The sequence below is a fragment of the Phytohabitans rumicis genome (assembly GCF_011764445.1).
GTDB lineage: Bacteria > Actinomycetota > Actinomycetes > Mycobacteriales > Micromonosporaceae > Phytohabitans > Phytohabitans rumicis.
On the sequence record NZ_BLPG01000001.1, the window covers coordinates 3,207,616 to 3,232,907 of the forward strand.

At 70.6% G+C, this 25,292-nt stretch carries 22 protein-coding genes; 11 read left to right on the forward strand and 11 right to left on the reverse strand.

The window, feature by feature from the left end; translation table 11 throughout:
• Positions 1-42 precede the first annotated feature (42 nt).
• The 6 genes from Prum_RS13955 (at position 43) to Prum_RS13975 (ending at position 9,615) form a co-directional block, all read left to right on the forward strand.
• Positions 43-303, forward strand: a complete 261-nt coding sequence (locus Prum_RS13955) for a hypothetical protein (protein ID WP_173076975.1) — start codon at positions 43-45, stop codon at positions 301-303.
• Complete coding sequence (locus Prum_RS13960; RefSeq protein WP_173076976.1) at positions 300-1,253, forward strand: hypothetical protein; 954 nt, start codon at positions 300-302, stop codon at positions 1,251-1,253. Before Prum_RS13955 ends, Prum_RS13960 begins: the two co-directional genes overlap by 4 nt.
• On the forward strand, positions 1,246-3,855 hold the full coding sequence (locus Prum_RS13965; protein ID WP_371871233.1) for an FtsK/SpoIIIE domain-containing protein: 2,610 nt from the start codon (positions 1,246-1,248) through the stop codon (positions 3,853-3,855). The genes Prum_RS13960 and Prum_RS13965 overlap by 8 nt, the downstream gene beginning before the upstream one ends.
• Positions 3,856-3,859: 4 nt before the next feature.
• Positions 3,860-4,543 (forward strand): hypothetical protein, encoded by a 684-nt coding sequence (locus Prum_RS13970; protein ID WP_173076977.1) that lies wholly within the window; start codon positions 3,860-3,862, stop codon positions 4,541-4,543.
• A 147-nt stretch (positions 4,544-4,690) separates the two neighbouring features.
• Positions 4,691-5,272: a LamG-like jellyroll fold domain-containing protein gene (locus Prum_RS49510; protein ID WP_218577239.1), complete on the forward strand. Its 582-nt coding sequence runs from the start codon at positions 4,691-4,693 to the stop codon at positions 5,270-5,272.
• Complete coding sequence (locus Prum_RS13975) at positions 5,269-9,615, forward strand: family 43 glycosylhydrolase (protein ID WP_218577240.1); 4,347 nt, start codon at positions 5,269-5,271, stop codon at positions 9,613-9,615. The genes Prum_RS49510 and Prum_RS13975 overlap by 4 nt, the downstream gene beginning before the upstream one ends.
• On the opposite strand, the gene Prum_RS13980 is transcribed toward Prum_RS13975, so the two are convergent.
• A complete protein-coding gene (locus Prum_RS13980; RefSeq protein ID WP_173076978.1) occupies positions 9,599-11,590 on the reverse strand; it encodes an ethylmalonyl-CoA mutase in 1,992 nt (663 codons plus the stop codon). The genes Prum_RS13975 and Prum_RS13980 overlap by 17 nt on opposite strands.
• A gap of 65 nt (positions 11,591-11,655) precedes the next feature.
• Between Prum_RS13980 and Prum_RS51460 the strand changes: the two genes are divergently transcribed.
• Both Prum_RS51460 and Prum_RS13985 read left to right on the forward strand, forming a co-directional pair.
• Positions 11,656-12,498: an ABC transporter ATP-binding protein gene (locus tag Prum_RS51460; RefSeq protein WP_246277881.1), complete on the forward strand. Its 843-nt coding sequence runs from the start codon at positions 11,656-11,658 to the stop codon at positions 12,496-12,498.
• Positions 12,498-13,277, forward strand: a complete 780-nt coding sequence (locus tag Prum_RS13985) for an ABC transporter permease (RefSeq protein WP_246278566.1) — start codon at positions 12,498-12,500, stop codon at positions 13,275-13,277. The genes Prum_RS51460 and Prum_RS13985 overlap by 1 nt, the downstream gene beginning before the upstream one ends.
• Here Prum_RS13985 and Prum_RS13990 read toward each other — a convergent pair.
• Entirely contained in the window at positions 13,274-14,122 is an 849-nt protein-coding gene (locus tag Prum_RS13990; RefSeq protein ID WP_173076980.1) for a 3-hydroxyacyl-CoA dehydrogenase family protein, read from the reverse strand. The two genes, Prum_RS13985 and Prum_RS13990, sit on opposite strands and share 4 nt — an antisense overlap.
• Positions 14,123-14,200: 78 nt before the next feature.
• Between Prum_RS13990 and Prum_RS13995 the strand changes: the two genes are divergently transcribed.
• Positions 14,201-14,521 carry a hypothetical protein gene (locus Prum_RS13995; RefSeq protein ID WP_173076981.1) on the forward strand — a complete coding sequence of 107 codons (321 nt, stop codon included), beginning with the start codon at positions 14,201-14,203 and terminating at the stop codon, positions 14,519-14,521.
• Here the strand turns inward: Prum_RS13995 and murA are convergent.
• Complete coding sequence (murA, locus tag Prum_RS14000) at positions 14,518-15,807, reverse strand: UDP-N-acetylglucosamine 1-carboxyvinyltransferase (RefSeq protein WP_173083731.1); 1,290 nt, start codon at positions 15,805-15,807, stop codon at positions 14,518-14,520. The two genes, Prum_RS13995 and murA, sit on opposite strands and share 4 nt — an antisense overlap.
• A 28-nt stretch (positions 15,808-15,835) precedes the next feature.
• On the opposite strand from murA, the gene Prum_RS14005 reads away from it, so the two are divergent.
• Entirely contained in the window at positions 15,836-16,399 is a 564-nt protein-coding gene (locus tag Prum_RS14005) for a cob(I)yrinic acid a,c-diamide adenosyltransferase (RefSeq protein WP_173076982.1), read from the forward strand.
• Positions 16,396-17,556, forward strand: coding sequence for a hypothetical protein (locus Prum_RS53785; RefSeq protein WP_173076983.1), 1,161 nt, complete (start codon positions 16,396-16,398; stop codon positions 17,554-17,556). The genes Prum_RS14005 and Prum_RS53785 overlap by 4 nt, the downstream gene beginning before the upstream one ends.
• A gap of 332 nt (positions 17,557-17,888) precedes the next feature.
• Here the strand turns inward: Prum_RS53785 and Prum_RS14015 are convergent, their stop codons facing one another.
• The 8 genes from Prum_RS14015 to Prum_RS14050 form a co-directional block, all read right to left on the reverse strand.
• Complete coding sequence (locus Prum_RS14015) at positions 17,889-18,326, reverse strand: DUF2550 domain-containing protein (protein WP_173076984.1); 438 nt, start codon at positions 18,324-18,326, stop codon at positions 17,889-17,891.
• A gap of 12 nt (positions 18,327-18,338) precedes the next feature.
• Complete coding sequence (locus Prum_RS14020) at positions 18,339-18,614, reverse strand: F0F1 ATP synthase subunit epsilon (RefSeq protein WP_173076985.1); 276 nt, start codon at positions 18,612-18,614, stop codon at positions 18,339-18,341.
• Positions 18,615-18,694: 80 nt separating this feature from the next.
• Positions 18,695-19,783: an LCP family protein gene (locus Prum_RS14025; RefSeq protein WP_246277883.1), complete on the reverse strand. Its 1,089-nt coding sequence runs from the start codon at positions 19,781-19,783 to the stop codon at positions 18,695-18,697.
• A gap of 81 nt (positions 19,784-19,864) precedes the next feature.
• A complete protein-coding gene (gene atpD / locus Prum_RS14030) occupies positions 19,865-21,292 on the reverse strand; it encodes a F0F1 ATP synthase subunit beta (RefSeq protein WP_173076986.1) in 1,428 nt (475 codons plus the stop codon).
• 3 nt (positions 21,293-21,295) lie between these two features.
• Complete coding sequence (locus tag Prum_RS14035) at positions 21,296-22,222, reverse strand: F0F1 ATP synthase subunit gamma (protein WP_173076987.1); 927 nt, start codon at positions 22,220-22,222, stop codon at positions 21,296-21,298.
• Between the two features lie 9 nt (positions 22,223-22,231).
• Complete coding sequence (atpA, locus tag Prum_RS14040; protein WP_173076988.1) at positions 22,232-23,878, reverse strand: F0F1 ATP synthase subunit alpha; 1,647 nt, start codon at positions 23,876-23,878, stop codon at positions 22,232-22,234.
• Positions 23,879-23,917: 39 nt separating this feature from the next.
• Complete coding sequence (locus Prum_RS14045) at positions 23,918-24,739, reverse strand: F0F1 ATP synthase subunit delta (protein WP_173076989.1); 822 nt, start codon at positions 24,737-24,739, stop codon at positions 23,918-23,920.
• Complete coding sequence (locus Prum_RS14050; protein ID WP_173076990.1) at positions 24,739-25,272, reverse strand: F0F1 ATP synthase subunit B; 534 nt, start codon at positions 25,270-25,272, stop codon at positions 24,739-24,741. The genes Prum_RS14045 and Prum_RS14050 overlap by 1 nt, the downstream gene beginning before the upstream one ends.
• Between the last annotated feature and the right edge of the window lie 20 nt (positions 25,273-25,292).

Sequence of the window (25,292 nt, forward strand, 5' to 3'; positions counted from 1 at the left end):
TATGGATAGAATTGCCCCGTTTGTCCGTACAGGGGGGTGCCAGTGGCGAGCGTCGCCGAGGTGAAAGCGGCCATCGATGCCGCGATGATGCACGTGCAGGAGGGCCAGGAGGCCGTCCGAGCCGCGAACGAGAAGCTCGGCGAGGCACAGCTGAGCCTGGCCGCCGCCGTCGAGGGCAGCGGGCACGAGTCGGTCACCTCCGCGCAGGCCGCGCTCGCACAGGCCGCCACCGAACTGGAGGACTGCCTGACCGCCACCCTGGGGGCGATGGACCAGGCACAGCAGTACGCCGCAGCGCTATGAGCTCGTTGTTGCATGCGCTCGCCTACCGGATACAGGAGGTGGGCGAGGAGCTGCCGATCGGTCAGGTGGCCACCGCCGCCGACCGCCTGCGCAGCGCCAACGGCCTGCTCGCCTGGGTGATGCAGGCCAGCGCGACACACGCGCCGGCGCCCACCCTCACCGCCGCCGGTGAGCACCTCGACCACGCCGCCGGTGCCATGCTCGCCGCACGCGAGGCGCTCACCGGTTACCTGCTGTCGATCGGGCTGCCGCGGGACGCCGTACCCCCGCCGGACCGGGACTGGCACGCGGCGCTGGCACCGGCCGCGCCACGGCGACCGCCCGCGGCGCCCGGCCCGCCCACGCTGACCCACTTCTGGGCCGACCGCGTCGAAGTATTGACTGATGACTCAGGCAGGCACCCGGACAAGGGCGCGGAGTCCACAGCGGACCTCCTGCACCGCTGCGCCCGCGCGGTCATCGACGAGGACCGCACCCGGCTGCGCCGGGAGCTGGTCGCGGTGGACCCGGCCGTCGGGTTGGGACTGTCCGCGGTGGCCGCCGCGCCGCTGCGCTTCCTCGCCGCCGAGCTGGTCGGTCACCCTCCGTCCACACCAGACCTTCCGGGGGTACGTCGGGCCGCCCTGCGCCGCGTACGGACGCTGCTGCCGGCGGTGGAGGAGGTCGTCGTCGACGAGTTGTTGGCGCGCACGTGCCACGCCCCGCCGCCGAGGCGCGAGCCCGACGAGCGGACCCACCCGGTCGACGCCGCGGTGGTCGCCGGCGTGCTCGTCGGCGCCCTGCTCGCCGCGAACGGGCGGGACGCGGACGAACTGGCCCGGGTGACCGAGGAGCTGCGCAAGGCCGAAGAGCAGGCGCACAACGAGGACCAAATCGGATTCCTGGTCGATCGCCGCCGAGCTCAGCCCCGGCTCCTACCGGGATCCGAAGGTGGGCAGCAGCGTGCCTAGCTCGCGGCCGGGGCTCGTGGCCGACGTACGCCAGGATCTGTCGGCGGCGCGCGGCCTGACGCGCGCGGCACTGGGCGCGGCGGAGACGGCGCGGGTCGAGGCGCACGGCCGGCGCGACAAGACGAACGCCGAGCACGGCGAGCGCCTAGCCGGGCTGGTCGGCGCGCGCGAGTCGGCCCGGCAGGACATCCGGGCCCGCTTCGAGTCCCGGGCCGGCGCGCTGGCCGAGGAATTGGCCGCGGTAGCGGCGGAGTGCGCGCCCGGGGCGGCCGGAACGTCGTGGCGCGCCTGGCGGCCGACCGAGCCCGAGCGCGGGCGCCGCCCTGGCCTCTTCCGCATCGGCACGCTCGGCCACGAGCCGGCCGGCGCGGGCACCGTCCTGCCCGCGCTCGTGCCGCTGCTCGATCACGCGCATCTCTCGTTCACCGGCGATCCATCCACAGTGGATGGCATGATCGCCGGCCTGCTCTTGCGGGTGCTCGGCAGCACGCGGCCCGGCGAGGTGCGCCTGACCGTGTACGACCCGGAGCAGCTCGGTGGCAGCCTCGCCGGCTTCGCGCCGCTGGGGAACGCGGACCTGCTCACGTTCGTCGGGCCGGGCGGCCTGACCGGGATGCTCGACGACCTGGTCGAGCAGATCCGCCGGATCAACGAGAGCGTGCTGGCCGGCGAGTACGCGTCGCTGGCCGAGTTGACCGCCGCGACCGCGGCCCGGCGCCCCGAGCCGTGGCGGCTGGTGGTGCTGCTCGGCGACGCGGCCACCGCGGCCGACCTGACCGCGGCGCAGCGGGCCCAACTCGACCGCATCGTCCGGACCGGCGTGGCCTGCGGCGTGCACGTCCTCGCCCGCGGCCTGCCGATCGAGGCGCACCCGACCGTCGAGCACGTCGCGGTGGTGGGCAGCACCGCCGTCTGCGGCACGGCGGGCGACCTGGCCGTACGCCTCGACGTGCCGCCCGCTGCCGACCGGATCGCCGCGGTCTGCCGCGAGCTGGCCGAGGTGCTGCTGGCCGGACCGCCGCCGGCGCAGTTCGCCGACCTGGCCCCGGAGAAGCTCTGGGCCGAGTGCTCGGCGGCCGGCTTGGTCGCCCCGCTCGGCGACGGCCCGCACGGCGACCTGGTCGAGGTGCTGCTCGGCGACGACCCGCCGCACGCGCTGATCGGCGGGCCGTCGGGGTCCGGCAAGACCAACCTCATCTACGCCTGGCTGGGCGCCCTCACGGCCCGCTACTCGCCGGACGAGCTGGCCCTGTACCTGCTCGACTTCAAGGAGGGCGTGTCGTTCGCCCGCTTCGCGCCGGGCCGGCGGGACCCGAGCTGGCTGCCCCAGGTACGCCTGGTCGGCGTCAACGTGAACGGCGACCGGGAGTTCGGCCTGGCCCTGCTGCGGCACCTCGCCGACGAGCTGCGCCGCCGGGCGTCCGCGGCGAAGCGGCACGAGGCAACCAAGCTGGCCGAGCTGCGCGCCGAGGACCCGAGCGGGCACTGGCCGCGCATCGTCGCGGTGATCGACGAGTTCCAGGTGCTGCTGGCCGGGCGCGACGCGGTGGCCAACGAGGCGGTCGGCCTGTTGGAGGACCTGGCCCGGCGGGGGCGTTCGCAGGGCATCCACCTCGTGCTCGCCTCCCAGGACGTGTCCGGGATCGAGGCGCTGTGGGGGCGCTCCGCGCTGGTCGCCCAGTTCACCCTCCGCATCGCGCTGCCCAAGGCGCGCCGGATCCTCGCCGAGACGAACCTCGCCGCCGACGTCATCCCGCGCTTCCACGCGGTGGTGAACGCCGACTCCGGCGTACCCGACGCCAACCGGATCGTCCGCCTACCGGACGCCAGCGACCGCTCAGCGTGGCGGACGTTGCAGGAGAAGCTGTGGCACGCTCGGCCCGAAGGGCTCGAACCGCCGCGGCTCTTCGACGGCGACGCGGTGCCGCCGTACCCGGCGGATCTGGGGGCTTGGCGGGTTTGGCGGCCGACGGCGCCGTGCTCGGCGAGACGATCGACGTACGCGCCCGCCCGGCGGTGCTGCGCCTGCCCCGCGCGCCGGGGCGCAACCTGGCCGTCCTCGGCACCCGCACGGACGAGGCTTGCGCGGTGCTCGGCGCGGCCGGGCGGTCACTGTCCACGTTGGACTCGTCGGCGCGGTTCAGCTTGGTGTGCCTGGACGACGACGCCTCCCCCGCGGCCACCGTGCTGCACGCCGCCCTGCCGGACGCCCGCTGGTACGACGCCGACACGGCACCCGAGCTGCTGGCCGAGCTGGCCGAGGCGCCGGCCGGCCCTCCGCACTACGTCATCGGGTACGCCTGGGACGCCGCGGCCGGGCGGCTGCCGGCCCTGCGCCACGTGCTGGCCCGCGGGCCGGAGCGGCACATCCATGTGCTCGGCTGGTGGCGCGGGGTCTCCCGGCTCCGCGACGACCTCGGTGGGGCCGGCGCCCGCTTCGACGCGATCGGCGCCTGGGTGGCCCTGGACGTACACGGCAACGAGCTGGCACCGCTCTCGCCCCAGCCGGGCGGGCCGGCCTGGTATCCACGGCCGCACCGGGCACTCTTCTTCGACCGTGCCGCGCACCGCGTACCCGAGGTCATCATCCCGTACGAGGTGACCACATGAGCGTGGCGGAGTACCGGCGGTTGGTAGGGCAGCTCGCCGGGGCGGTGAGCCTCCGGGACGCGGAGCTGGCCGCCGCCGAGCGGTCCTATCAGGACGGCGCGGCGGCCGCGACCACCGAGCTGGCCCGGGCGAACGCCGAGGCCGGCGAGGCCGATCGGCGAGCCGGTGCGGCGGCCACCGCCGTGGTGGACGTGGACCGCGAGGCGGCCCGGCTGTGGGACGAGCTGCGCGGCGCGGGTGGCTGGCTGACCCGCCTCCGGCGCCTTGGCGAACTACCCGCACCCACCCCGGACGACCTGCTCCCGGACGCCAACCCGGTCGAGCTGCTCGACGCCGCCGCCAAGCGGATCGACCAGACCCGCCGCGGGGCTCCCCGCCCACCGGTGCCCCGCTGGGTGTTGCCGCTACTGCCCCCGCTGGGCGCGGCGGCCGCCGCGATGACCGGCCTGGTGGCGGGCGGCCTCGTGACGCTGGCCCACTTCGACACCGGCCTGGAGTGGCCGCTACGGCTGCTGGGCTGGCTGGCCTTCCTGCTCGCCCCCTTCACCGGCGTCCCTCCCGCCGCCATCCTGATAGACCGCGCCTGGGGCAGCCGCCTGGACGCCGGCGCGCTGGCGCTGGTGGTGGTAGGCGGCCTAAGCGCCGGCTGCGCCCTCTCCCTAGCCTTCGCCCACAGCTGAGTGCAAGGAAGGGCACCCTGTTAACGCTTTCTGCATAGGAAGGGTCCCTTCCTAACAGCGCAGGCCCTTGACGGCGCCCCATGGCGTCGGTAACACTGCCGCAATCGGGGAGAAATGTTAACGCTAACACAGAGCTTGGTGGGTTCCATGCGCATGCGCTCCCTCTTTGCACTCGCCGCAGCCGCCGTCCTACTTGTGCCCGCCGCCCCCGTCCGGGCGGCCGAGGCGGCGGAAATCACGGACGGTCTCGTGCTCTGGTACAAACTCGACGGTTCCGCGGCCGACTCCTCGGGTCACGGCCGCGACGGCGTCGTCAACGGCACCCCGACCTGGACGGCCGGGGAGGGCCTGGGCTTCAACGGATCCGACACGTACGTCAAGGCCCCGGACAGCGTGCTGAGCGGGCTCACCTCGGTCAGCGTCTCGTTCGACGTGCTGATCGACCCGACGCAGAGCACCCCGTACTTCATCTATGGGTTCGGCAACTCCAGCGGCAGCAGCGGCAACGGCTACCTTTTCACCACCGGCAACGGCTTCCGGACGTCGATCGCCACCGGCAACTGGTCGACCGAGCAGACCACCTCGGCGCCGTACAGCCTCTTCCGCGGGGCGTGGAAGCATGTGACGTACACGCAGGCCGGCAACACCGGGATCCTGTACGAGGACGGCGTGGAAGTGGGCCGCAACACCGGGGTCACCACCACCCGGGTGCGATCGGTGGCGGCGTGACCACGGCCAATTACATCGGACGGTCGGTCTACTCCGGCGACCGGCTCTTCAAGGGCCGGATCCGCGACTTCCGGATGTACGACCGGGCGCTCACCGGTGGCGAGGTCGGGCAGCTGGCCGTGCCGGCGACCACGCAGGGCGTCGCGCAGGACACGGCCGCCCTCAGCCTGGGCGACACCAGCGCGGTGACCGCCAACCTGAGCCTGCCCACCACCGGGGCGTACGGCTCGGCCATCAGCTGGGCCACCAGCGACAGCTCCGTGGTGACCGCGGCCGGCGTGGTCACCCGCCCCGGGTTCGGCCAGCCCGACGCCCATGTCACCCTGACCGCGACGCTGAAGAGAGGGGCGGTGACGGACACGAAGACGTTCGACGTCACGGTCCTCGCCGAGTACGACGACCAGCGGGTCGCCGACGCGGCGGCCGCCGCGCTGGCCGTGCGAAACATCGACGACGTACGCGGAAACCTGACCCTGCCCGCGACCGGCCAGAACGGCACGACGGTGGCCTGGGCGTCGGCGAACCCGGCGGTCGTGTCCGCCACCGGCGAGGTCAACCGGCCGGCGCACGGTGCCGGCGGCACGACGGTGGAGCTGACCGCCACGGTCACCAAGAACGCCGCGAGCGCCACCCGCACGTTCACCGCCACCGTGCCGGAGCTGCCCGCGCAGGAGGGCCTGACCGGGTACATGTTCAGCTACTTCACCGGCGAGGGCACGGCCAACGGCGAGCAGGTCTACTTCGGACTGAGCAAGGGCAACGACCCGCTGCACTGGCGCGAGCTGAACGGCGGCAACCCCGTCCTCACGTCCACATTGGGCGAGAAGGGGCTGCGCGACCCGTTCATCATCCGTTCGCCGGAGGGCGACAAGTTCTACCAGATCGCGACCGACCTGCGCATCTACGGCAACGGCAACTGGGACGCCGCGCAGCGTACGGGCAGCAAGTCCATCATGGTCTGGGAGTCGACCGACCTGGTGCACTGGACCGACCAGCGCCTGGTGCAGGTCTCGCCGGACACCGCTGGCAACACCTGGGCGCCGGAGGCGTACTACGACAAGGGGCTCGGCGCGTACGTGGTCTTCTGGGCGTCCAAGCTGTACGCCGAGGACGACCCGAGCCACACCGGCAACACCTACAACAAGATGTTGTACGCGACGACGCGTGACTTCCACACGTTCAGCGAGCCGAAGGTGTGGGTCGACCCGGGCTACTCCGTCATCGACTCCACCATGGTCGAGCACAACGGCACGTACTACCGCTTCACCAAGGACGAGCGGAACAACACCTCCTCGACGCCGTGCAGCAAGTTCATCACCGAGGAGAAGGCGACGTCCATCCTGGACCTGAGCTACGACTTCGTCGCCGACTGCATCGGCAAGGGTTCCATCAACCAGGGCGAGGGCCCGACCATCTTCAAGTCGAACACCGAGGAGAAGTGGTACCTGTTCATCGACGAGTTCGGTGGGCGCGGCTACGTCCCGTTCGAGTCGACCGACCTGGAGTCCGGCGTGTGGACGATGTCCACGAACTACGCGCTGCCGTCCCGGCCCCGGCACGGCACGGTGCTCCCGGTGACGCAGGCCGAGTACGACCGGCTGCTCGCCGCGTACGCCGTACCGGTGACCGGGGTGAGCGTGACGCCGGCCGAGCTGACCCTGGCCCGTGAGGTCAACCGGCAGCTCAGCGCGACCGTGACGCCGTCCAACGCGACCGTCCCGGACGTGACGTGGTCCAGCAGTGACGAGTCGGTGGCCACGGTCAGCGAGGTGGGCATGGTGCACACGCTCGCGCCGGGCACCGCCACCATCACCGCCCGCACGGCCGACGGCGGGAAGACGGCCAGCACGGTCGTCACCGTCACCGACCAGTACCCGACGGATCTGCTGCTGCGCTACGAGTTCGACGAGACGAGCGGGACGACCGCGCGCGACTCGTCGGGGCGCGGCAACGACGGCATCTATGAGCGCTCGCCCGGCTTCGGCACCGGCGTCACGGGCGGCTCGGTCAAGCTGTCCGGCGGCGCCAGCGGGTCGAGCACCGCGCCGTACGTCACCATCCCCAATGGAGTGTTGGCCGGGGCGGACAGCGTGACCGTGTCGGCGTACGTCAAGTGGACCGCCTCGACCACCATCAACCAGTGGATCTACGGCCTCGGCCCGGACAGCACCAAGTACCTGTTCACCGGGCCGCGCAACGGCGGTGGCGTGCTGTACTCGGCCCTCACCACCGGTAGCTGGTGGTCCGAGCACAACCTGCCGACCGGCGCGGCACTGCCCGGCGGCAGCTGGCAGCACATCGCGGTCACCGTGGACTCCTCCAGCCAGACCGCGGTCATGTACCTCAACGGGGCGCAGGTGGCCCGGGCCACGAACGTCACCGTCAAGCCGTCCGACCTGTACGACGCCACGAAGAGCTACACCGGCTACATCGGACGATCGCTGTACTCGGCGGACCCGTACTTCGCCGGCGAGGTGGACGACTTCCGGATCTACAACCGGGCGCTGCCGCACAGCGAGATCCTGGCGCTGGCCGGCAACACCACCGGCATCGCGGTCGCCGCGGTGCCGGAACTGAAGGTGGACGCGATCGTCGACGACGCGAACAGCAAGGTGGTGCTGCCGGTCAAGGAGGGCACCGACGTTCGCAAGCTGGCGCCCGGCTTCGTGCTGGCGCAGGGCGCGACGATCAGCCCGGCGTCCGGTACGACGCGTGACCTCACCACGCCCGTCACGTACGTGGTGACCGGCGCGGACGGGGCAAAGAGGACCTGGACCGTGGAGGCCAAGGTGATGAAGAGCCCGGTGCTGCCGGGGCTGTACGCCGACCCGAACATCGTGGTCTTCGGCAACCGCTTCTACATCTACCCGACGACGGATGGCTTCGCCGGCTGGAGCGGCACCCAGTTCAAGGCGTTTTCGTCGACCGACCTGGTGCACTGGGAGGACCACGGGGTCATCCTCGACCTCGGGCCGGACGTCTCCTGGGCGGACGACAGCGCGTGGGCGCCGTCCATCGTGGAGAAGAACGGGAAGTACTACTTCTACTTCAGCGGTGGCATGTCGACCGGCGACACCCGCAAGCACCTCGGCGTCGCGGTCGCGGACTCCCCCACCGGGCCGTTCCACGACGCGCTCGGCAAGCCGCTGGTGCCCGCGGGGACGTACTCCGGTCAGATGATCGACTCTGCGGTCTTCACCGACGACGACGGCAGGTCCTACCTGTACTGGGGCAACGGCAACTCCTACCAGGTGCCGCTGAACGACGACATGGTCTCGTTCGACCCGGCCCAGGTGCGCACGTACAAGCCGACCAACTACAACGAGGGCACCTTCGTCTTCAAGCGCAACGGCCTGTACTACTTCACCTGGTCGGAGAACGACACCCGCAGCGAGGACTACCAGGTGGCGTACGCGACCGGCACGTCCCCGCTCGGGCCGTGGAGCGAGCGCAAGGGCGTGTTCCTCGCCAAGGACCTGTCGCTGGGCATCAAGGGCACCGGGCACCACTCGGTGGTCAACGTGCCGGGCACGGACGACTGGTACATCGCGTACCACCGGTTCGCGATCCCGGGCGGCGACGGCACGCACCGCGAAACCACCATCGACAAGCTGGAGTTCGAGGCGGACGGCACCATCAAGAAGGTGGTGCCCACATTGGAGAGCGTCGAGCCGGTCGTCAACCACGCCCCGGTGGCGGGCAGCGTGGCCGGTCCCTTGACGCCGGTGGCGATCGGCGCGGACGCGACGGTGAGCGTGCCGTTCACCGACGTGAACCCGACCGACCTGCACAGCTGCGCGGTGGACTGGAAGGACGGCACGGTGTCCGCGGGCACGATCGCGGGCGGGCAGTGCACGGCCACCCACCGGTACGCCGGCCAGGGCGTCTTCGAGCCCGTGGTCACCGTCGCGGACCTGCGCGGCGGCTCAGCGACGGCGACCCTGTCGTACCTGGTGACGTACAACGCGGCGGGGTCCTATGTGGCCGGCAGCGGCACGATCGACTCGCTCGGCGGGCGGGGCGTATTCGGGGTGACCGCCGGTACGGCCCAGCGCAACGGCGCGATCGCGCTGCGCTTCCGGACCGGTGACGTGGACTTCTCGGCCACCACGTACCAGCGGCTGGCGCTGGGCAACCGGGAGGCGACGTACACCGGCGTGGGCACGCTGGCCGGCCGGGGCGAGTACGCGTACACGGTCTCGCTCGAAGACGGGCGGACCACGGACCGCTTCTGGATCCGGATCACCAACAAGCGCACCGGCGCCGTGGTGTACGACAGCCGCTACCGCTGCGGCACGGAACTCATCGCCACCGGCGCCATCCTTATCAAGACAGGCCGTTAGCCTCACGGACAACGGTTACGAGCTCGTCCATGATGCCGGTGAGCGCGAAGTCTTTCGGAGTGAAGACCCGCGCTACACCGGCGTCGCGGAGCTTGGCGGCGTCGGCGGGCGGGATGATCCCGCCGACGACCACCGGCAGGTCCGCACGGCCGGCCGCGCGCAGTCCATCCAGGACAGCGGGTACGGCGTTGAGGTGCGACCCGGACAGGACGGAGAGGCCGACGAGGTCGACGTCCTCTTCCACGGCGGCCGCCACGATCTGCCCCGGTGTGAGCCGGATGCCCTGGTAGACCACCTCGAACCCGGCGTCCCGGGCGCGCACCGCGATCTGCTCGGCGCCGTTGGAGTGGCCGTCGAGGCCGGGCTTGCCGACCAGCAGGCGCAGCCGGCCGGTGCCGAGGTCGCGGGCGGTCCGGCTGACCCGCTCGCGCACGCTGGACAGCGACGCGTCTTCGCGCAGCGCACCCGCGGCGGACAGCCCGGTCGGCGCCCGGTACTCGCCGAACACCTCGCGCAGCGCGCCCGCCCACTCGCCCGTGGTCACCCCGGCGCGGACGCAGTCGAGGGTCACGGGCATCAGGTTTTCGGAGCCCGCGGCTTGCTCTTTCAAAAGAGTGAGCGCGTTGTCCACGGCGGACCGGTCGCGGCCGGCCCGCCACGCCCGTACGGCGTCCGCGGCGGACCGCTCCACGGCCGGGTCGACTTGCTCGATGGCCTCGGCGCCGGACGCGGTCAGCGGCGACGGCTCGGTCTCGGTGAACCGGTTGACGCCCACCACGACGTCCGTGCCCTCTTCCAGCCGGCGGCGGCGCTCGGCCAGCGAGGCGACGAGCGCGCTCTTGAGGTAGCCGGTCTCCACGGCGGCCACCACGCCGCCCAGGTCCAGGATCTTGTCCAGCTCGACCCGGGCACCGTCCACGATGGAGTCCACCAGGCCCTCGACCACCCGCGACCCGTCGAACAGGTCCGGATACTCCAGCAGGTCCGACTCGAACGCCAGCACCTGCTGCATGCGCAGTGACCACTGCTGGTCCCACGGGCGGGGCAGTCCGAGCGCCTCGTTCCACGCGGGGAGCTGGACCGCGCGGGCCCGCGCGCCACGGGAGAGCGTCACGCCGAGCATCTCCAGCACGATCCGCTGGATGTTGTTCTCCGGCTGCGCCTCGGTCAGCCCCAGGGAGTTCACCTGTACGCCGTACCGGAAGCGGCGCTGCTTCGCATCGGTCACCCCGTACCGGTCACGGGTCAGGTCGTCCCACAGCCGCGCGAACGCCCGCATCTTCGCCATCTCCTCGACGAAGCGCACGCCCGCGTTGACGAAGAACGAGACCCGCTGCACGACGTCGCCCATCCGCTCCGGCGGGACCTGACCGCTGTCGCGCACCGCGTCCAGCACGGCGACCGCGGTGGCGAGCGCGAAGCCGACCTCCTGCACGGGCGTCGCGCCGGCCTCCTGGAGGTGGTACGAGCAGATGTTGACCGGGTTCCACTTCGGAGCGTTGGCGACGGTCCAGGCGATCGTGTCGGTGGTCAGCCGCAGCGACGGCGCGGGCGGGAAGATGTACGTCCCGCGGGACAGGTACTCCTTGACGATGTCGTTCTGCGTCGTGCCGGCCAAGGCGTGAGTAGGGGCCCCCTGCTCATCCGCGGCGACGACGTACAGGGCGAGCAGCCACATGGCCGTCGCGTTGATCGTCATGGACGTGTTGGCCTCGGCCAGCGGGATGCCGTCGAAGAGCGCCCGCGCGTCGCCGAGGTGCGCCACCGGCACGCCGACCCGGCCCACCTCGCCGGCGGCCAGCTCGTGATCTGGGTCATAGCCGGTCTGGGTCGGCAGGTCGAAGGCGACCGAGAGACCGGTCTGCCCTTTTGTCAGGTTGCGGCGGAAAAGCGCGTTGGTCGCGGCCGCCGACGAGTGCCCAGCGTAAGTGCGCATGACCCACGGGCGATCCCGCTCGGGTAGGCGACTCTCCATGCCAGCAGTCTAAGTTACCGTTAAGTCACATGAGCCGGTGAAAAACCCCACTAGGGTGAGGGCCCATGGATTCCGCGATCTCCGTGCGTGGGTTGCGCAAGTCGTACGGCGACACCACCGCCGTGGCCGGGCTGGATCTCGAGGTACGCCACGGCGAGGTCTTCGCGCTGCTCGGGCCGAACGGGGCGGGCAAGACCACGACGGTGGAGATCCTGGAGGGCTTCCGCAAGCGGGACGCGGGCGAGGTGCGCGTGCTCGGCCACGATCCGACCGAGGCGAGCCCCGGCTGGCGGGCCCGGGTCGGGATCGTGTTGCAGGGCACGGGTGAGTTCGAGGAGCTGACCGTCGCCGAGGTGGTGCGGCACTTCGCCGGGTTCTACCCGAACGCGGCCGACCCCGACGACGTGATCGACCGGGTCGGGCTCACCGACAAGGCCAAGTCGCGTACGCACACCCTCTCCGGCGGCCAGAAGCGCCGGCTCGACGTCGCGCTCGGCATCGTCGGCCGGCCCGAACTGCTCTTCCTCGACGAGCCGACCACCGGCTTCGACCCGGCGGCCCGGCGCGAGTTCTGGCAGCTCATCCGCGACCTGGCCGGGGCCGGCACGACGATCCTGCTGACCACGCACTACCTGGACGAGGCCGAGGCGCTCGCCCAGCGCGTCGGGGTGATCGCCGCCGGGCAACTCATCGAGGTGGACGAGCCGAGCCGGCTGGGCGACAGATCGAACGCACCCGCGACGGTGTCCTGGCGTACCCCTGATGGATGGCAGTCGGAGCAGAGCGCGTCGCCGACGGCGCTGGTGGCCGAGCTGGCCGCGCGCTTCGGCGGCGAAGTGCCGGGGCTGACGGTGACGCGGCCGACGCTGGAGGACGTTTACCTGAAGATGATCGGAGAAAAGGCGTGATCGGGCTCGCGCGGCGGCAGGGCGTCCTGGAGATCAAGCAGTTCCTGCGCAGCCGGGAGTCGGTCGTCTTCACGATGGCGTTCCCGGTCATCATGATCTTGATTTTCGCGTCCATCTTCGACGGTGAGATCGCGCCGGGCATCAAATTCACCCAGTACTTCGTCACCGGGATGATCGCGACCGGCCTGCTGACGGTCGGCTTCCAGTCCCTCGCGATCCAGATCCCGATCGAGCGGGACCGGGGCGTGCTGAAGCGGCTGCGGGGTACGCCGATGCCGAAGTGGGTCTACTTCGCCGGCAAGGTTGTCATGGTCGCCGCGATCGGGGTGGTCGAGACGGCGATCCTGCTGGGGGTGTCCGCGGCGTTCTTCGACCTGTCGCTGCCGTCGTCGGCGTCGAAGTGGCTGACCTTCGCGTGGGTGTCCGTGCTGGGGCTGAGCGCGTGCACGCTGTGCGGGATCGCGTTCTCGTCGGTGCCGCGCAGCGCCCGGGGCGCCACCGCGGTGGTCACCCCGGTGGCGCTCGTCCTGCAGTTCATTTCGGGCGTGTTCTTCGTCTTCACCGACCTGCCCACGTGGATGCAGCAGATCGCGGCGATCTTCCCGCTGAAGTGGATGTGTCAAGGGCTGCGGTCGGTGTTCCTGCCGCCGTCGTTCGCCGCCGCGGAGCCGGGGGGCTCGTGGGAGCTGGGCAAGGTGGCCCTGATCCTGGGGGCGTGGTGCATCGTGGGGCTGGTGTTGTGCGTGCGCACGTTCCGCTGGACCTCGGCGCGCTCCTAATACTCGTAGAACCCGCGGCCCGTCTTGCGGCCCAGGTCGCCGGCGGTGACCATGCGCTGCAGCAGCTCCGGCGGGAAGAACTTCTCGTCGGCGGTGTCGGTGTAGATGTTCTTGGTGGCGTGCAGGAGCACGTCGACGCCGGTCAGGTCGGTGGTGGCCAGCGGACCCATCGCGTGCCCGAAGCCGAGCTTGCAGGCGGTGTCGAGGTCTTCCGGGCTGACAACGCCGGACTCGACCAGCTTGACCGCCTCCACCACGAGCGCCGCGATCAGGCGGGTGGTGACGAAGCCGGCGATGTCGCGGTTGACGACCACGCAGGTCTTGCCGATCTCCTCCGCGAACGCCTTCGCGGTGGCCAGCGTTTGGTCCGACGTTTTGTAGCCGCGGACCAGTTCGCAGAGCTTCATCATCGGTACGGGCGAGAAGAAGTGCGTGCCCACCACCGACTCGGGGCGCTGGGTCGCCGTGGCGATCTGGGTGACCGGTATCGCACTGGTGTTCGTCGCCAGCACCGCGTCCGGCCGGCAGACCTTGTCGAGCTGCCGGAACACGTCCTGCTTCACGTCCAGGCGCTCGAAGACCGCCTCGACAACGATGTCCGCGTCCGCCGCCGCCTCCAGGTCGGTGGTGGTGGTGATCCGGGCCAGCGCCGCCTCGACGTCGTCGGCGCCGATCGCCCCCTTGCTGGCGAACTTCGACAGCGACGCGCGGATGCCGGCTACGCCGCGCCCCGTCGCCGCGTCGTCCAGGTCCCGCAGGGTCACCTGCCAGCCCGCCTGGGCGGCCACCTGGGCGATGCCCGATCCCATCAAGCCGGCTCCGATGACCGCCAGTCGACCCGCCATGTGCTCACTCCTCATCTGGTTGCCTGGTTGGATGCTAAACGACCATTCAGGGTGACCTTGAAGTGTCACACTGACGCCATGGGGCTCGGCGACGCCTGGTACCTGGCGGGGCCGCTGATCGCATTCGCGGTCGTGGGCGTGCTGGCCGCGGTGCTGCGCTGGGCGTTCGGGCGGGACGAGGTGGTGACCCCAGCCCCGGTGACCGACGACTTCGGCCTGCTCCGGGTGGCCGCGCTCGTCGACCGCCTGGACGTGGCCCTGCGGGTACGCCAGGCGTTGCGCCGGGCCGGCATCCGCTCCACGCTGTCCACCGGCCTGGACGGGCTCATCAAGATCCTCGTCTTCCCCGACGACGCGGCGCGCGCCCGCCGGGTCCTGGAGCGCGACGGGTCGCCCTAAAACGTGTACGTCGGCTCTTCGGGGGCCGCCGCGCGCTCGACCTTGACGCCCAGGCGGCGCAGATCCGGCACGAAGCCCGGGTAGCCGCGGTCGATGTGGTGCACGTGCGAGATCTCGGTAAGCCCGTCGGCGCACAGCGCGGCCATGACGAGCCCCGCGCCGGCCCGGATGTCCGTCGCCGCCACCGGCGCGCAGGACAGCCGCTCGCGGCCGTTGACCACCGCGTGGTGGCCGTCGGTCCGGATGTCGGCGCCGAGCCGGACCATCTCGTTCACGAACATGAACCGGCCGTCGAAGATGTTTTCCGTCACGAGCGAGACGCCCTCGCTCACCGAGGCGAGCCCGATCGCCATCGGCAGCAGGTCCGTCGGAAAGCCCGGGAACGGCAGGGTCACCACGTCCACCGCGCTCGGCCGGCGGTCCATCTGCACCCGGAAGCCGTCCGGCCGGGTCTCCACCAGGCCGCCCGCGGTCACCACCTTGTCCAGCGCGATCTCCAGGTGGGCCGGGTCGGCGCCGGTGACCGTCACGTCCCCCTGGGTCATCGCCGCGCCGAACGCCCACGTACCGGCCACGATGCGGTCGCCCACGGTGGCGTGGTGCACCGGATGCAGCTCGGTCACGCCCTCGACGCGCAGGGTCGACGTACCGGCACCCGCGATCCGGGCGCCCATCTGCGTCAGCATCGTGCAGATGTCGACGATCTCCGGCTCCCGGGCCGCGTTGTCGATCACGGTCTGCCCGCGCGCGAGCACGGCCGCCATCAGCAGGTTCTCCGTCGCGCCGACGCTGGGGAAGTCCAGCCAGATGGACGCGCCGCGCAGCCCGTACGGCGCCGAGGCGATCACGAACCCGTGCTCGCCGGAGACGTCCGCGCCCATCCGGGCCAGCCCGTCGACGTGCATGTCCAGCCCGCGGGACCCGATCGCGTCGCCGCCCGGGTGCGCCACCCGTGCCGACCCCCGCCGGGCCAGCAACGGGCCGAGCACGCAGATCGAGGCGCGCAGCCGCCGTACGAGGTCGTAGTCGGCCTCGGTGCCGGTGTGCTCGGGCACGTCGATGTGGACCTCGTCGCCGACGTACTCCACCGCGCAGCCGAGCCGCCGCAACACCTCACCCATGATCGCGATGTCCGTGATCCGGGGGATGTTGCTCACCACCGTACGACCGGGGGCCAGCAGGGCGGCCGCCATCAACTTGAGCGCCGAGTTCTTGGCGCCCACGACCTGGACCTCGCCCGCCAGCCGCGCCCCACCCACAACCTGGATCACGTCCACGTCGGCCATCGTAGAAGCCGGACGTACGCTAAGGCTCATGGCCGTCCACCTCACCCGCATCTACACGAAGGCCGGCGACACCGGCACCACCCGGCTCGTCAACAACGAACAGGTGGCGAAGTCCGACCCGCGGATCGCCGCGTACGCCGATGTGGACGAGTGCAACGCCGCCATCGGGGTGGCGCTCGCGCTCGGCCAGCTCACCGACGAGGTGCGCGAAGTACTGACGCTGGTGCAGAACGACCTCTTCGACGTGGGCGCGGATCTGGCGAACCCATCGTCGGACGCTCCGGCGCTACGGGTCACCGAGGCGTACGTCGCCCGCCTTGAGGGCTGGTGCGACGACTTCAATGCCCGCCTGTCCACACTCGACTCCTTCGTACTGCCGGGCGGCACGCCAGGCGCCGCACTGCTGCACGTCGCGCGTACCGTCGCCCGTCGCGCCGAGCGGACGGCATGGACACTGGTGGATGCCGATCCCACACGAACCGGCACCCTCCCGGCAAAGTATCTCAACCGGCTGTCGGATCTGCTGTTCATCTTGGCGAGAACGGCGAATCCCGACGGCGACGTGTTATGGGTGCCGGGCGCCAACCGGTGATCCTGAAGTGGGCCTTCGCCTTACTCCTCCTGCTTTCCTCCTGCTCGTCGCCCGCCCCTTCCATCGCTTGGCAGGAGGTCACCCTCCCGTCCGCCGAGGCCGCCGTCCGTGACCTGGCCTTCTGCGACAATCACTGGTACGCCGTGGGCGGGCTCCCGACCGGCCCCGCCGCCTGGACGAGCAACGACGGGCAAACCTGGACCGGGGTACGGCTGACGCCCGTCAGCTTCTACGGCAAGCAGAGCACGATCTTCACCGTCGCCTGCCGGGGCACCGACGTCATCGCGGTGGGCGCCGCGTCGGGCGGCGCGCACGGCAACCCGCGTACGAGCACCTGGCGCAGCCGGCCCGACGGCTCCTGGCTGGAGTACGAGCCGGAGTTCGAGCAGTTCGGCGGGCAGGAGTCGGTGGGCGTCGGCGCGGCGGCGGCTGGTCCCGCGGCTGGTCTCACCGGGTGGGCGATCGCCGGCAACTGGCTGGGACCCGACGGCTCCCCCGGCCCGGCGCTGTGGCGCTCGACGGACGGCATCTCCTTCACCCGCGTGCTTGTGGCACCGGCCTCGTCGGCGCGCGGCACGGATGTGGCGTTCGCCGCGGGGCGCTGGATCGTCGTCGGTGAGGCGTACGGCGCCACCCTGTCCGGTGCATCCTGGACCTCGGTCGACGGGACGCGCTGGACCAGCGTGCCGGTCGAGTCGCCGCTGGCGCTGGTCACGCCCGACGGCGACGGCGCGCTGGCGGTCGGCGCCGGCGGCGCATGGTGGTACGACGGCGCCGGCTGGCAGCGCCGGGGCGGGCTGGCCGCCGACGCCCGCTTCCTGAGCCTGACGGCCGGCGACGGCCTGGCCGTGACCACCGGCGGCTCGACGGAGTGCCGCCTGTGGTCGACCCGCGACGGCGGCACGACCTGGCGCGAGCTGACAATGCCAGCCCCGCTCCCGATGACCGCCGAAACGGCCGCATCGGTGGCCGTGGGCGCTGGCCACGTCGTACTCGCCACCGACGACGGCCACCGCTCCCACCTCTGGCTAACAACCGCCGCCCCCTCTAGCCCCCTCCTCCGCGCCCGCTCGCGCCCCGCCCGCGCCCCGCTGGCCCCGTCGATCAAGGGCATATGGTCGTGGTTGGATCTCTTTTCCACGACCGTTTGCCCTTGATCGGCGCGAAAATCCTTGATCGACGGGGATCGGCCGAGGCTGGCGTGCGGCGCGCTGGGGCTGAGGCGGCCCACCGTCGCCGCGCACGGCGAGGCGACTTAGCGCGTGATCGTGGCGACCTATTGCCCCTGGAGGGGTAGTTCCTCGCCACAGTTGCCCACGCGCCGTCTTCTGGGGCCGAACCTTGACGAACGTCGAGGCCACCCCACTCAACGGCGTCGATCAAGGATTTCTCCGTCGATCAAGGGCAAACGGTCGTGGATCGGAGATCAAAGCACGACCATATGCCCTTGATCGACGGGGCGAGCCGCGCAGAGGACGCGCGGGAGGCATCAGTGGGTGGCTAGAAACGGGGAAACCGCCCCCGGAGGGGCGGCTTCTAGCCAGGACATGAAACCCGTCACGGTGGACTTGGCCATGGCGATCTCCACCGGGGCGTGGTGGCTGAGACAGCGAAGGATCACCCAGTCGGTCGGCATCGTCAGGCGTTCCTGGCCCTCCGGCGGCCGCCGCCGCTCGACCACGAGCCCATGCCGGGAGAGCACCCGCTTCGGCCGGATCGCGAAGCTGAACATCCGGTACCAGCGCAGCTCGTCACCGACGAACCGGCCGAAGCCCGGTGACCAGCCGCGCCCGTCGAGCATGGTGGAGACGCGCAGGTTGAGCTTGATGGTGCCGGCACCGGCCACGAGGGCGCGCCGCACGAAGAGCACCGCCACGAAGGCGAGCAGGATGAGTACGCCGACCCCGATCCACTCCAAGACCAGCATCGGCGTCGCTGGTCAGCGCGTAGCTGGGGCGGCTGGGGTGGCGCTCTCGGCGAGCACCGTCACACCCTCGGCGGTGACCGAAAGGAACCCGCCGGCCACGTCGTACGCGATCTGGTCGCCGCCGGTCAGCTTGACGCGTACCTGGGAGGGCTCGGCGAGCTGGCCCAGCAGCGGGGCGTGACCCGGCAGCACTCCGAGCTCGCCCTCGGTGGTCCGCGCGACGACCATGTCGGCCTCGCCGGACCAGACCTTCTCTTCGACGGCTACGAGCTCGACATGCAGTGCCACGCTGTCTCCTCGGTTCAGGGATTGAGCCGAGTCTAGTCAGGTAAGGTACGCCGCCCCAACGAGGGTGGTGGGGACCACAATCATCTTTGGATCAGCTCGGGGTGGGACACCACGAACGTGTCGAGGGTGTCGGCCTGTACGGCGGCGAAGAAGTCCTGCGACGGGTCGAGCAGCTCTTCGCCCTTGTAGTTGCTGCCGGTGCCCACCCCGCGCCCGGGTAGTTTGATCATCGTGATCGAGCTGGCTCGGAGGTTGCGCAGCGTCAGGCCGTAGTCGACCACGCTGTGCCCGCGTCCGTTGAAGATGAGCGACTCGCCGGCCGAGCGGAGCACCTTGTCCAGCTTGACCGGGTTGGTCACCACGTCCTTGCTGAACGCCTGGCTGACCATCGCCTTGATGAACTGCTGCTGGTGCTTCTGCCGTACGTAGTCGCCGCCGACGGTCTTGCGCTGCCGCACGACGTCGAGCGCTTCCCAGCCCTTCAGGTGGTGGGTGCCCTTCTTGTACACCTTCTGCGGGCCGATGTAGCCCTCGCCGTTCGGGTTGCCCTTGCGACCACTGCCGTCGGGCTGGAGGTGCTCGGACTTGACGTCGATGTCGAGGGTCATGGTCACCCCGCCCATGGCGTCGACGATCTTCCTGAAGCCGGTGAAGTTGATGATCGCGCCGGCGTCGAACCGCTTGATGCCGGTGTAGTTGGTGACGGTCTTGGCCAGTAGCTCGAAGCCCCGCGCCGGGTCGGGCTTTTCCTGGCCGGGTACGCGGCTGCCGTACGCCATCGCGGCATTGATCTTGTCGCGGCCACCGTCGAAGTCGGCTTTCGGGAAGGCCGGGATTTCGACGATCAGGTCACGCGGGAGCGAGAAGAGGTAGCCGCGGTCGTGCCCGTCCGGGACCTGCAGGATGAGGATCGAGTCGGAGCGGGGCGGCTCGTTGGGGTTGTTGGCCCGCGGGTCGATGCCGACGAGCAGGAAGTTGAGCGGGCCCTTGATGTCGGTCTTCGGCTCCGCGGCGGCCGCTGCCTCGTCGCCGAAGAGGTCGGCCGTCTCGACCGCGCCCTCATACCGGGCCAGCAGCACCTCGGTCGCGACCAGCGAGCCGCCGCTGCCTAAGAGGAGGAAGGCCCCGAAGATGGTGCACAAAACCGCCCAACGAGGCTTTTTCCGCACCCTCAGGCCCTCCCGTCGCCAATACCTCTCACAGATAGAGACGGGCGGGAGGGCCGAAAGGTTTGCTCGGACCTACGAGATCTACTTCATCAGTTCGCGGGCGTTGCGCTCCAGGTCGTCCAGGCCACCGCACATGAAGAACGCCTGCTCGGGGAAGTGGTCGAACTCACCCTCGCTGATCTTCTTGAACGCCTCGACGGTGTCCTTGACCGGGACGTACGAGCCCTTGATGCCGGTGAAGACCTCGGCCGCGTACGTGTTCTGCGACAGGAACCGCTCGATCCGGCGGGCCCGGCCGACGGTGACCTTGTCGTCTTCGGACAGCTCCTCCATGCCGAGGATGGCGATGATGTCCTGCAGGTCCTTGTAGCGCTGCAGGATCCGCTTCACCTCGGAGGCGACCGCGTAGTGCTCGGCGCCGACGAACTCGGCCGCGAGGATCCGGGACGAGGACGCCAGCGGGTCCACCGCCGGGTAGATGCCCTTGTCCGAGATGGACCGCTCGAGGTTGGTGGTCGCGTCCAGGTGGGCGAACGTGGTGGCCGGCGCCGGGTCGGTGTAGTCGTCGGCGGGCACGTAGATCGCCTGCATGGACGTGATGGCCTGGCCGCGGACCGAGGTGATCCGCTCCTGCAGCTCGCCCATCTCGTCGGCCAGCGTCGGCTGGTAACCCACGGCCGAGGGCATCCGGCCCAGCAGGGTGGACACCTCGGAACCGGCCTGGGTGAACCGGAAGATGTTGTCGATGAAGAGCAGCACTTCCTGCTTCTGTACGTCGCGGAAGTACTCGGCCATCGTCAGCGCGGACAGCGCGACCCGCAGGCGGGTGCCCGGCGGCTCGTCCATCTGGCCGAAGACCAGCGCGGTCTTGTCGATGACGCCGGACTCGGTCATCTCGTGGATCAGGTCGTTGCCCTCGCGGGTGCGCTCACCCACGCCGGCGAACACCGACGTACCGCCGAAGTTGTTGGCGACCCGGATGATCATCTCCTGGATGAGCACCGTCTTGCCCACGCCCGCGCCGCCGAAGAGGCCGATCTTGCCGCCCTTGACGTACGGGGCGAGCAGGTCGAGCACCTTGATGCCGGTCTCCAGCATCTCGGTCTTGGGCTCCAGGTCCGCGAAGGCCGGCGGCCGGCGGTGGATCGTCCAGCGGTCCTTGATGTCGAGCTTCTCGCCCTCCTTGAGGTTGAGGCACTCGCCGATCGCGTTGAACACATGACCCTTGGTGCCGTCGCCCACCGGCACGCTGATGGCCTCGCCGGTGTCGCGCACCACGGCGCCGCGGACTAGGCCGTCGGTCGGCTGCATGGAGATCGCCCGGACCAGGTTGTCGCCCAGGTGCTGGGCGACCTCCAGGGTCAGCGTCTTCTCACCGCCGGCGAGCGACACGTCGACGTGCAGGGCGTTGAAGATGTCGGGCATCGCGTCGCGCGGGAACTCGGCGTCGACGACGGGACCGATGACCCGGACGACCCGACCAGTCGCAGTTTCAACAGCAGCAGTCATCACTCATTCACTTCCCGCCGCGGCCAGCGCGTTCGCGCCGCCGACGATCTCACTGATCTCCTGGGTGATCCCGGCCTGGCGCGCGGAGTTCATCTCGCGCGTGTAGTTCTGGATCATCTCTTCCGCGTTGTCGGTCGCGCTCTTCATCGCCCGGCGGCGGGCCGCCGACTCGCTGGCCGCGGACTCGATGAGCGCGGCGTAGATGCGCGTGTTGATGTACTTGGGCAGCAGCGCGTCGAGCAGCGCCTCGGCCTCGGGCTCGAACTCGTACGCCGGCAGCAGACCCTCGGACCGGGGGCGGTCCTCGACCTCCATAGGACCGATGATCCGGCATACCGGCGTCTGCGTCATCAGCGACTGGAACTGCGTGTACACGATGTGCAACTCATCGACGCCGAGGACGCCATCCGGGCCGGGACCCTCGTGGTCGTCGTCCGCTCCCTGGACAAAGGACGAGATCAGCGTCTCGCCGATGGTCCGGGCGTCGGCGAACGACGGCTGCTCGGAAAAGCCCGTCCAGTTCGCCTCGATCGGCCGGTTGCGGAAGCGGTAGTACGTCACGCCCTTGCGGCCGACGACGTACAGGACCGGCTCCTTGCCGTCGGCCCGCAGCCGGGCGATCAGCGACTCCGCGGTCTTGATCGCGTTGGAGCTGTAACCGCCGGCCAGGCCGCGGTCGCTGGTGATGACCAGGATGCCGGCCCGGCGCACCCGCGGCCTCGCGGTCAGCAGCGGGTGGTCGATGTTGGCGTTGGACGCCAGCGCGGTCAACACGCCGGTGATCGCCTGGGCGTACGGCAGGGACGCCGCCACCCGCGCCTGGGCCTTGGCGATGCGGCTCGTGGCCACGAGCTCCATCGCCTTGGTGATCTTCTTCATCGACTTCGCCGTGCGGATCCGTTGACGAAGAACGCGTACCTGGGCCGCCATCGCTCGTCCCTACTGCTTCTCGGCCGGCGGGGTGTCGCGGTAGCGGGTCACCGTCTCGTGGTTCTCCTCGCCCTCGAGCGCCTTGGCCGGCGCCTCCGTGCCGAGGTGCTTGTCTTCCTTGCCGAGGAACATCTGCTTGAACTTCACGATGGCCTCGTCGAGGCCGTTGACGATGTCGTCGTCCCAGTTGTTGTCCGCGATCGACTGGAGCGTCGGCTTGTACGAGTGCCGCAGGTACTCCAGGAACTCGGACTCGAACCGCCGGACCTCGCCGACCGGGATGTCGTCGAGCTTGCCCTCGGTGCCGGCCCAGACGGAGACGACCTGCTCCTCGACCGGGTACGGCGAGTAGTTCGGCTGCTTCAGCAGCTCGACCAGGCGGACACCGCGCTCCAGCTGGTCCCGGGACGCCTTGTCGAGGTCGGACGCGAACGCGGCGAACGCCTCCAGCTCGCGGTACTGGGCAAGGTCGAGCCGCAGCCGGCCGGCGACCTTACGGAGCGGCTTGACCTGGGCCGCGCCGCCCACGCGAGAGACCGAGGTGCCGACGTTGATCGCCGGACGGACGCCCTGGTTGAACAGGTCGGACTCCAGGAAGATCTGGCCGTCGGTGATCGAGATGACGTTGGTCGGGATGAAGGCCGAGATGTCGTTGGCCTTCGTCTCGATGATCGGCAGGCCGGTCATCGAGCCGCCACCCAGCTCGTCGGACAGCTTCGCGCAACGCTCCAGCAGCCGGGAGTGCAAGTAGAAGACATCACCCGGGTACGCCTCGCGGCCCGGCGGGCGGCGCAGCAGCAGCGACACCGCGCGGTACGCCTCGGCCTGCTTGCTCAGGTCGTCGAAGACGATCAGCACGTGCTTGCCGGCGTACATCCAGTGCTGGCCGATCGACGAGCCGGTGTACGGGGCGATGTACTTGTAGCCGGCCGGGTCGGAGGCGGGCGAGGCGACGATGGTGGTGTACTCCATCGCGCCGTGCTCCTCGAGGATGCCCTTGATCGACGCGATCGTGGACGCCTTCTGGCCGATGGCGACGTAGATGCAGCGCACCTGCTTCTTCGGGTCGCCGGACTCCCAGTTGGCCCGCTGGTTGAGGATCGCGTCGAGCGCGACCGTGGTCTTGCCGGTCTTGCGGTCACCGATGATCAGCTGGCGCTGGCCCCGGCCGATCGCGGTCATCGCGTCGATGGCCTTGATGCCGGTCTGCAGCGCCTCGCTGACGCCCTGCCGCGCCATCACGTTCGGCGCCTGCAGCTCCAGCTCGCGGTAGCCCTCGTTCTCGATGTCGCCGAGGGCGTCGATCGGGGTGCCGAGCGCGTCGACCACCCGGCCCAGGAACTTGTCGCCGACCGGCACGGAGAGCACCCGGCCGGTGCGCTTGACCCGCTGCCCCTCCTCGATACCGGCGAACTCGCCGAGGACCACGACGCCGATCTCGCGGACGTCGAGGTTCAGGGCCACGCCCAGCGTGCCGTCCTCGAACTCCAGCAGCTCGTTGGCCATGGTCGAGGGCAGGCCCTCGACGTGGGCGATGCCGTCGCCGGCGTCGGCGACGGTCCCGACCTCCTCGCGGGTGACGTCGGGCGTGTACGAGGCGACGTAGCGCTCCAAGGCGCCCCGGATCTCCTCGGTCGAGATGGTCAGCTCGGCCATCCTCAGCTTCCTTCTGGGTTCGAGTGGATCTAAAGCGGGCTAGCGCTTCGCGAGCGCGTTACGGGTGTCGGTGAGCCGGCGCAGGACCGTGCCGTCGTACAGGTCGGAACCGACCCGCACGCTCATCCCGCCGAGGATCTCCGGCTGCACCTGCTGCTTGATGGAGACCTCTCGACCGTACAGTTCGGACAACTTGGCGCCCAGCCGGCGCTCTTCCTCGTCCGTGAGCAGGGCCGCGACCGTGACGTACGCAACCTGGCGGTCCCGCCGGTCGGCGGACAGCTCCACCAGTCGGGTCAGCGCGCCCTCGAAGGAGCGCCCCCCGAAACCGGACAGCGCCACCTCGACCAGCCGGAGGGTGATGGGCTTGGCCTTTCCGCCCAGCAGGGCACGGGCCAGCTCGGCCCGCTGCGAAGCCGGGGCGACGACATCGCCCAGCGTCGCGGCCAGCGGGAGATTGGCGGAGACGACCTGCCCGAAGCGGAACAGCTCGTCCTCGACCTCACCCAGGTCGCCGGCGCGGTCCGCGCTGGCCAGCAGCGCCTCCACGCCGAGCCGCTCGGTCGCGCTGAGCAACTCGGACGGCGCCGACCAGCGGCCGGAAACCAGTGCCGAGACCAGGTCGAGACCGGCCTTGCCGACCTTGCCCGCGAGCAGGCTGCCGAGCAGACCCGCCCGGTCCTCGCCGGGACGGGCCGGGTCGGACAGCGCCCGCCGCAGCCGCGGCTCGCGCCGCAGCAGGTCGGCGACCGCGAGCACGTCGTTCGCCGTACCCGCGATGGTGTCCGGGTTGGCCCGGCGCGCGTGCGCCTCCAGCCGCTGCGCGGCGGCGGCGTACGACTCCCGGCTGGCGGCCTGCATCAGCGGGCCCCCGTGCTCTCGAGGTCGGTCAGGAACCGCTCCACGGTGCCCTTGCGGCGGGCCTCGTCCGCGAGCGACTCACCCACGATCTTGCTGGCCAGGTCGACCGCGAGCGTGCCGACCTCGGCCCGCAGCTCCCGGACGATCGTCTGCCGCTCGGCTGCGAGCTGCTCCTTGCCCGCGGCGATGATGCGGTCCGACTCCTCCCGAGCCTTCGCGAGTACGTCCTGCCGGATGCCCTCGGCGTCGGCGCGGGCGTCGTCCCGGATCCGGGCGGCGTCGGTACGCGCCTCGGCGAGCTGCGCCCGGTACTGCTCCAGGAGCTGGTTCGCCTCGGCCTGCGCCACCTCGGCCCGCTGGATGCCACCCTCGATGGCCTCGACCCGGGCCTTGAAGGTCTTCTCCATCTGCGGGAAGACGAACTTCATCAGCACGTAGCAGAGCAGGGCGAACGCGATCGTCCCGATGATGATCTCTTGCCAGATCGGGACGATCGGGTTGTGCTCCGTGCCCTCGGTGGCGATGACGTACATGAAAACCTCCCGGTAGGGAC

What these genes read in the sequence shown, in the direction of transcription:
- Prum_RS13960 (WP_173076976.1), top strand. Translation starts at nt 300, where the DNA reads ATGAGCTCGTTGTTGCATGCGCTCGCCTACCGGATACAGGAGGTGGGC.
- Prum_RS13970 (WP_173076977.1), top strand. Translation starts at nt 3,860, where the DNA reads ATGAGCGTGGCGGAGTACCGGCGGTTGGTAGGGCAGCTCGCCGGGGCG.
- Prum_RS49510 (WP_218577239.1), top strand. Translation starts at nt 4,691, where the DNA reads ATGCGCATGCGCTCCCTCTTTGCACTCGCCGCAGCCGCCGTCCTACTT.
- Prum_RS13980 (WP_173076978.1), bottom strand. Translation starts at nt 11,590, where the DNA reads ATGGAGAGTCGCCTACCCGAGCGGGATCGCCCGTGGGTCATGCGCACT.
- Prum_RS51460 (WP_246277881.1), top strand. Translation starts at nt 11,656, where the DNA reads ATGGATTCCGCGATCTCCGTGCGTGGGTTGCGCAAGTCGTACGGCGAC.
- Prum_RS13990 (WP_173076980.1), bottom strand. Translation starts at nt 14,122, where the DNA reads ATGGCGGGTCGACTGGCGGTCATCGGAGCCGGCTTGATGGGATCGGGC.
- Prum_RS13995 (WP_173076981.1), top strand. Translation starts at nt 14,201, where the DNA reads ATGGGGCTCGGCGACGCCTGGTACCTGGCGGGGCCGCTGATCGCATTC.
- murA (WP_173083731.1), bottom strand. Translation starts at nt 15,807, where the DNA reads ATGGCCGACGTGGACGTGATCCAGGTTGTGGGTGGGGCGCGGCTGGCG.
- Prum_RS14005 (WP_173076982.1), top strand. Translation starts at nt 15,836, where the DNA reads ATGGCCGTCCACCTCACCCGCATCTACACGAAGGCCGGCGACACCGGC.
- Prum_RS14015 (WP_173076984.1), bottom strand. Translation starts at nt 18,326, where the DNA reads ATGCTGGTCTTGGAGTGGATCGGGGTCGGCGTACTCATCCTGCTCGCC.
- atpD (WP_173076986.1), bottom strand. Translation starts at nt 21,292, where the DNA reads ATGACTGCTGCTGTTGAAACTGCGACTGGTCGGGTCGTCCGGGTCATC.
- Prum_RS14035 (WP_173076987.1), bottom strand. Translation starts at nt 22,222, where the DNA reads ATGGCGGCCCAGGTACGCGTTCTTCGTCAACGGATCCGCACGGCGAAG.
- atpA (WP_173076988.1), bottom strand. Translation starts at nt 23,878, where the DNA reads ATGGCCGAGCTGACCATCTCGACCGAGGAGATCCGGGGCGCCTTGGAG.
- Prum_RS14045 (WP_173076989.1), bottom strand. Translation starts at nt 24,739, where the DNA reads ATGCAGGCCGCCAGCCGGGAGTCGTACGCCGCCGCCGCGCAGCGGCTG.
- Prum_RS14050 (WP_173076990.1), bottom strand. Translation starts at nt 25,272, where the DNA reads ATGTACGTCATCGCCACCGAGGGCACGGAGCACAACCCGATCGTCCCG.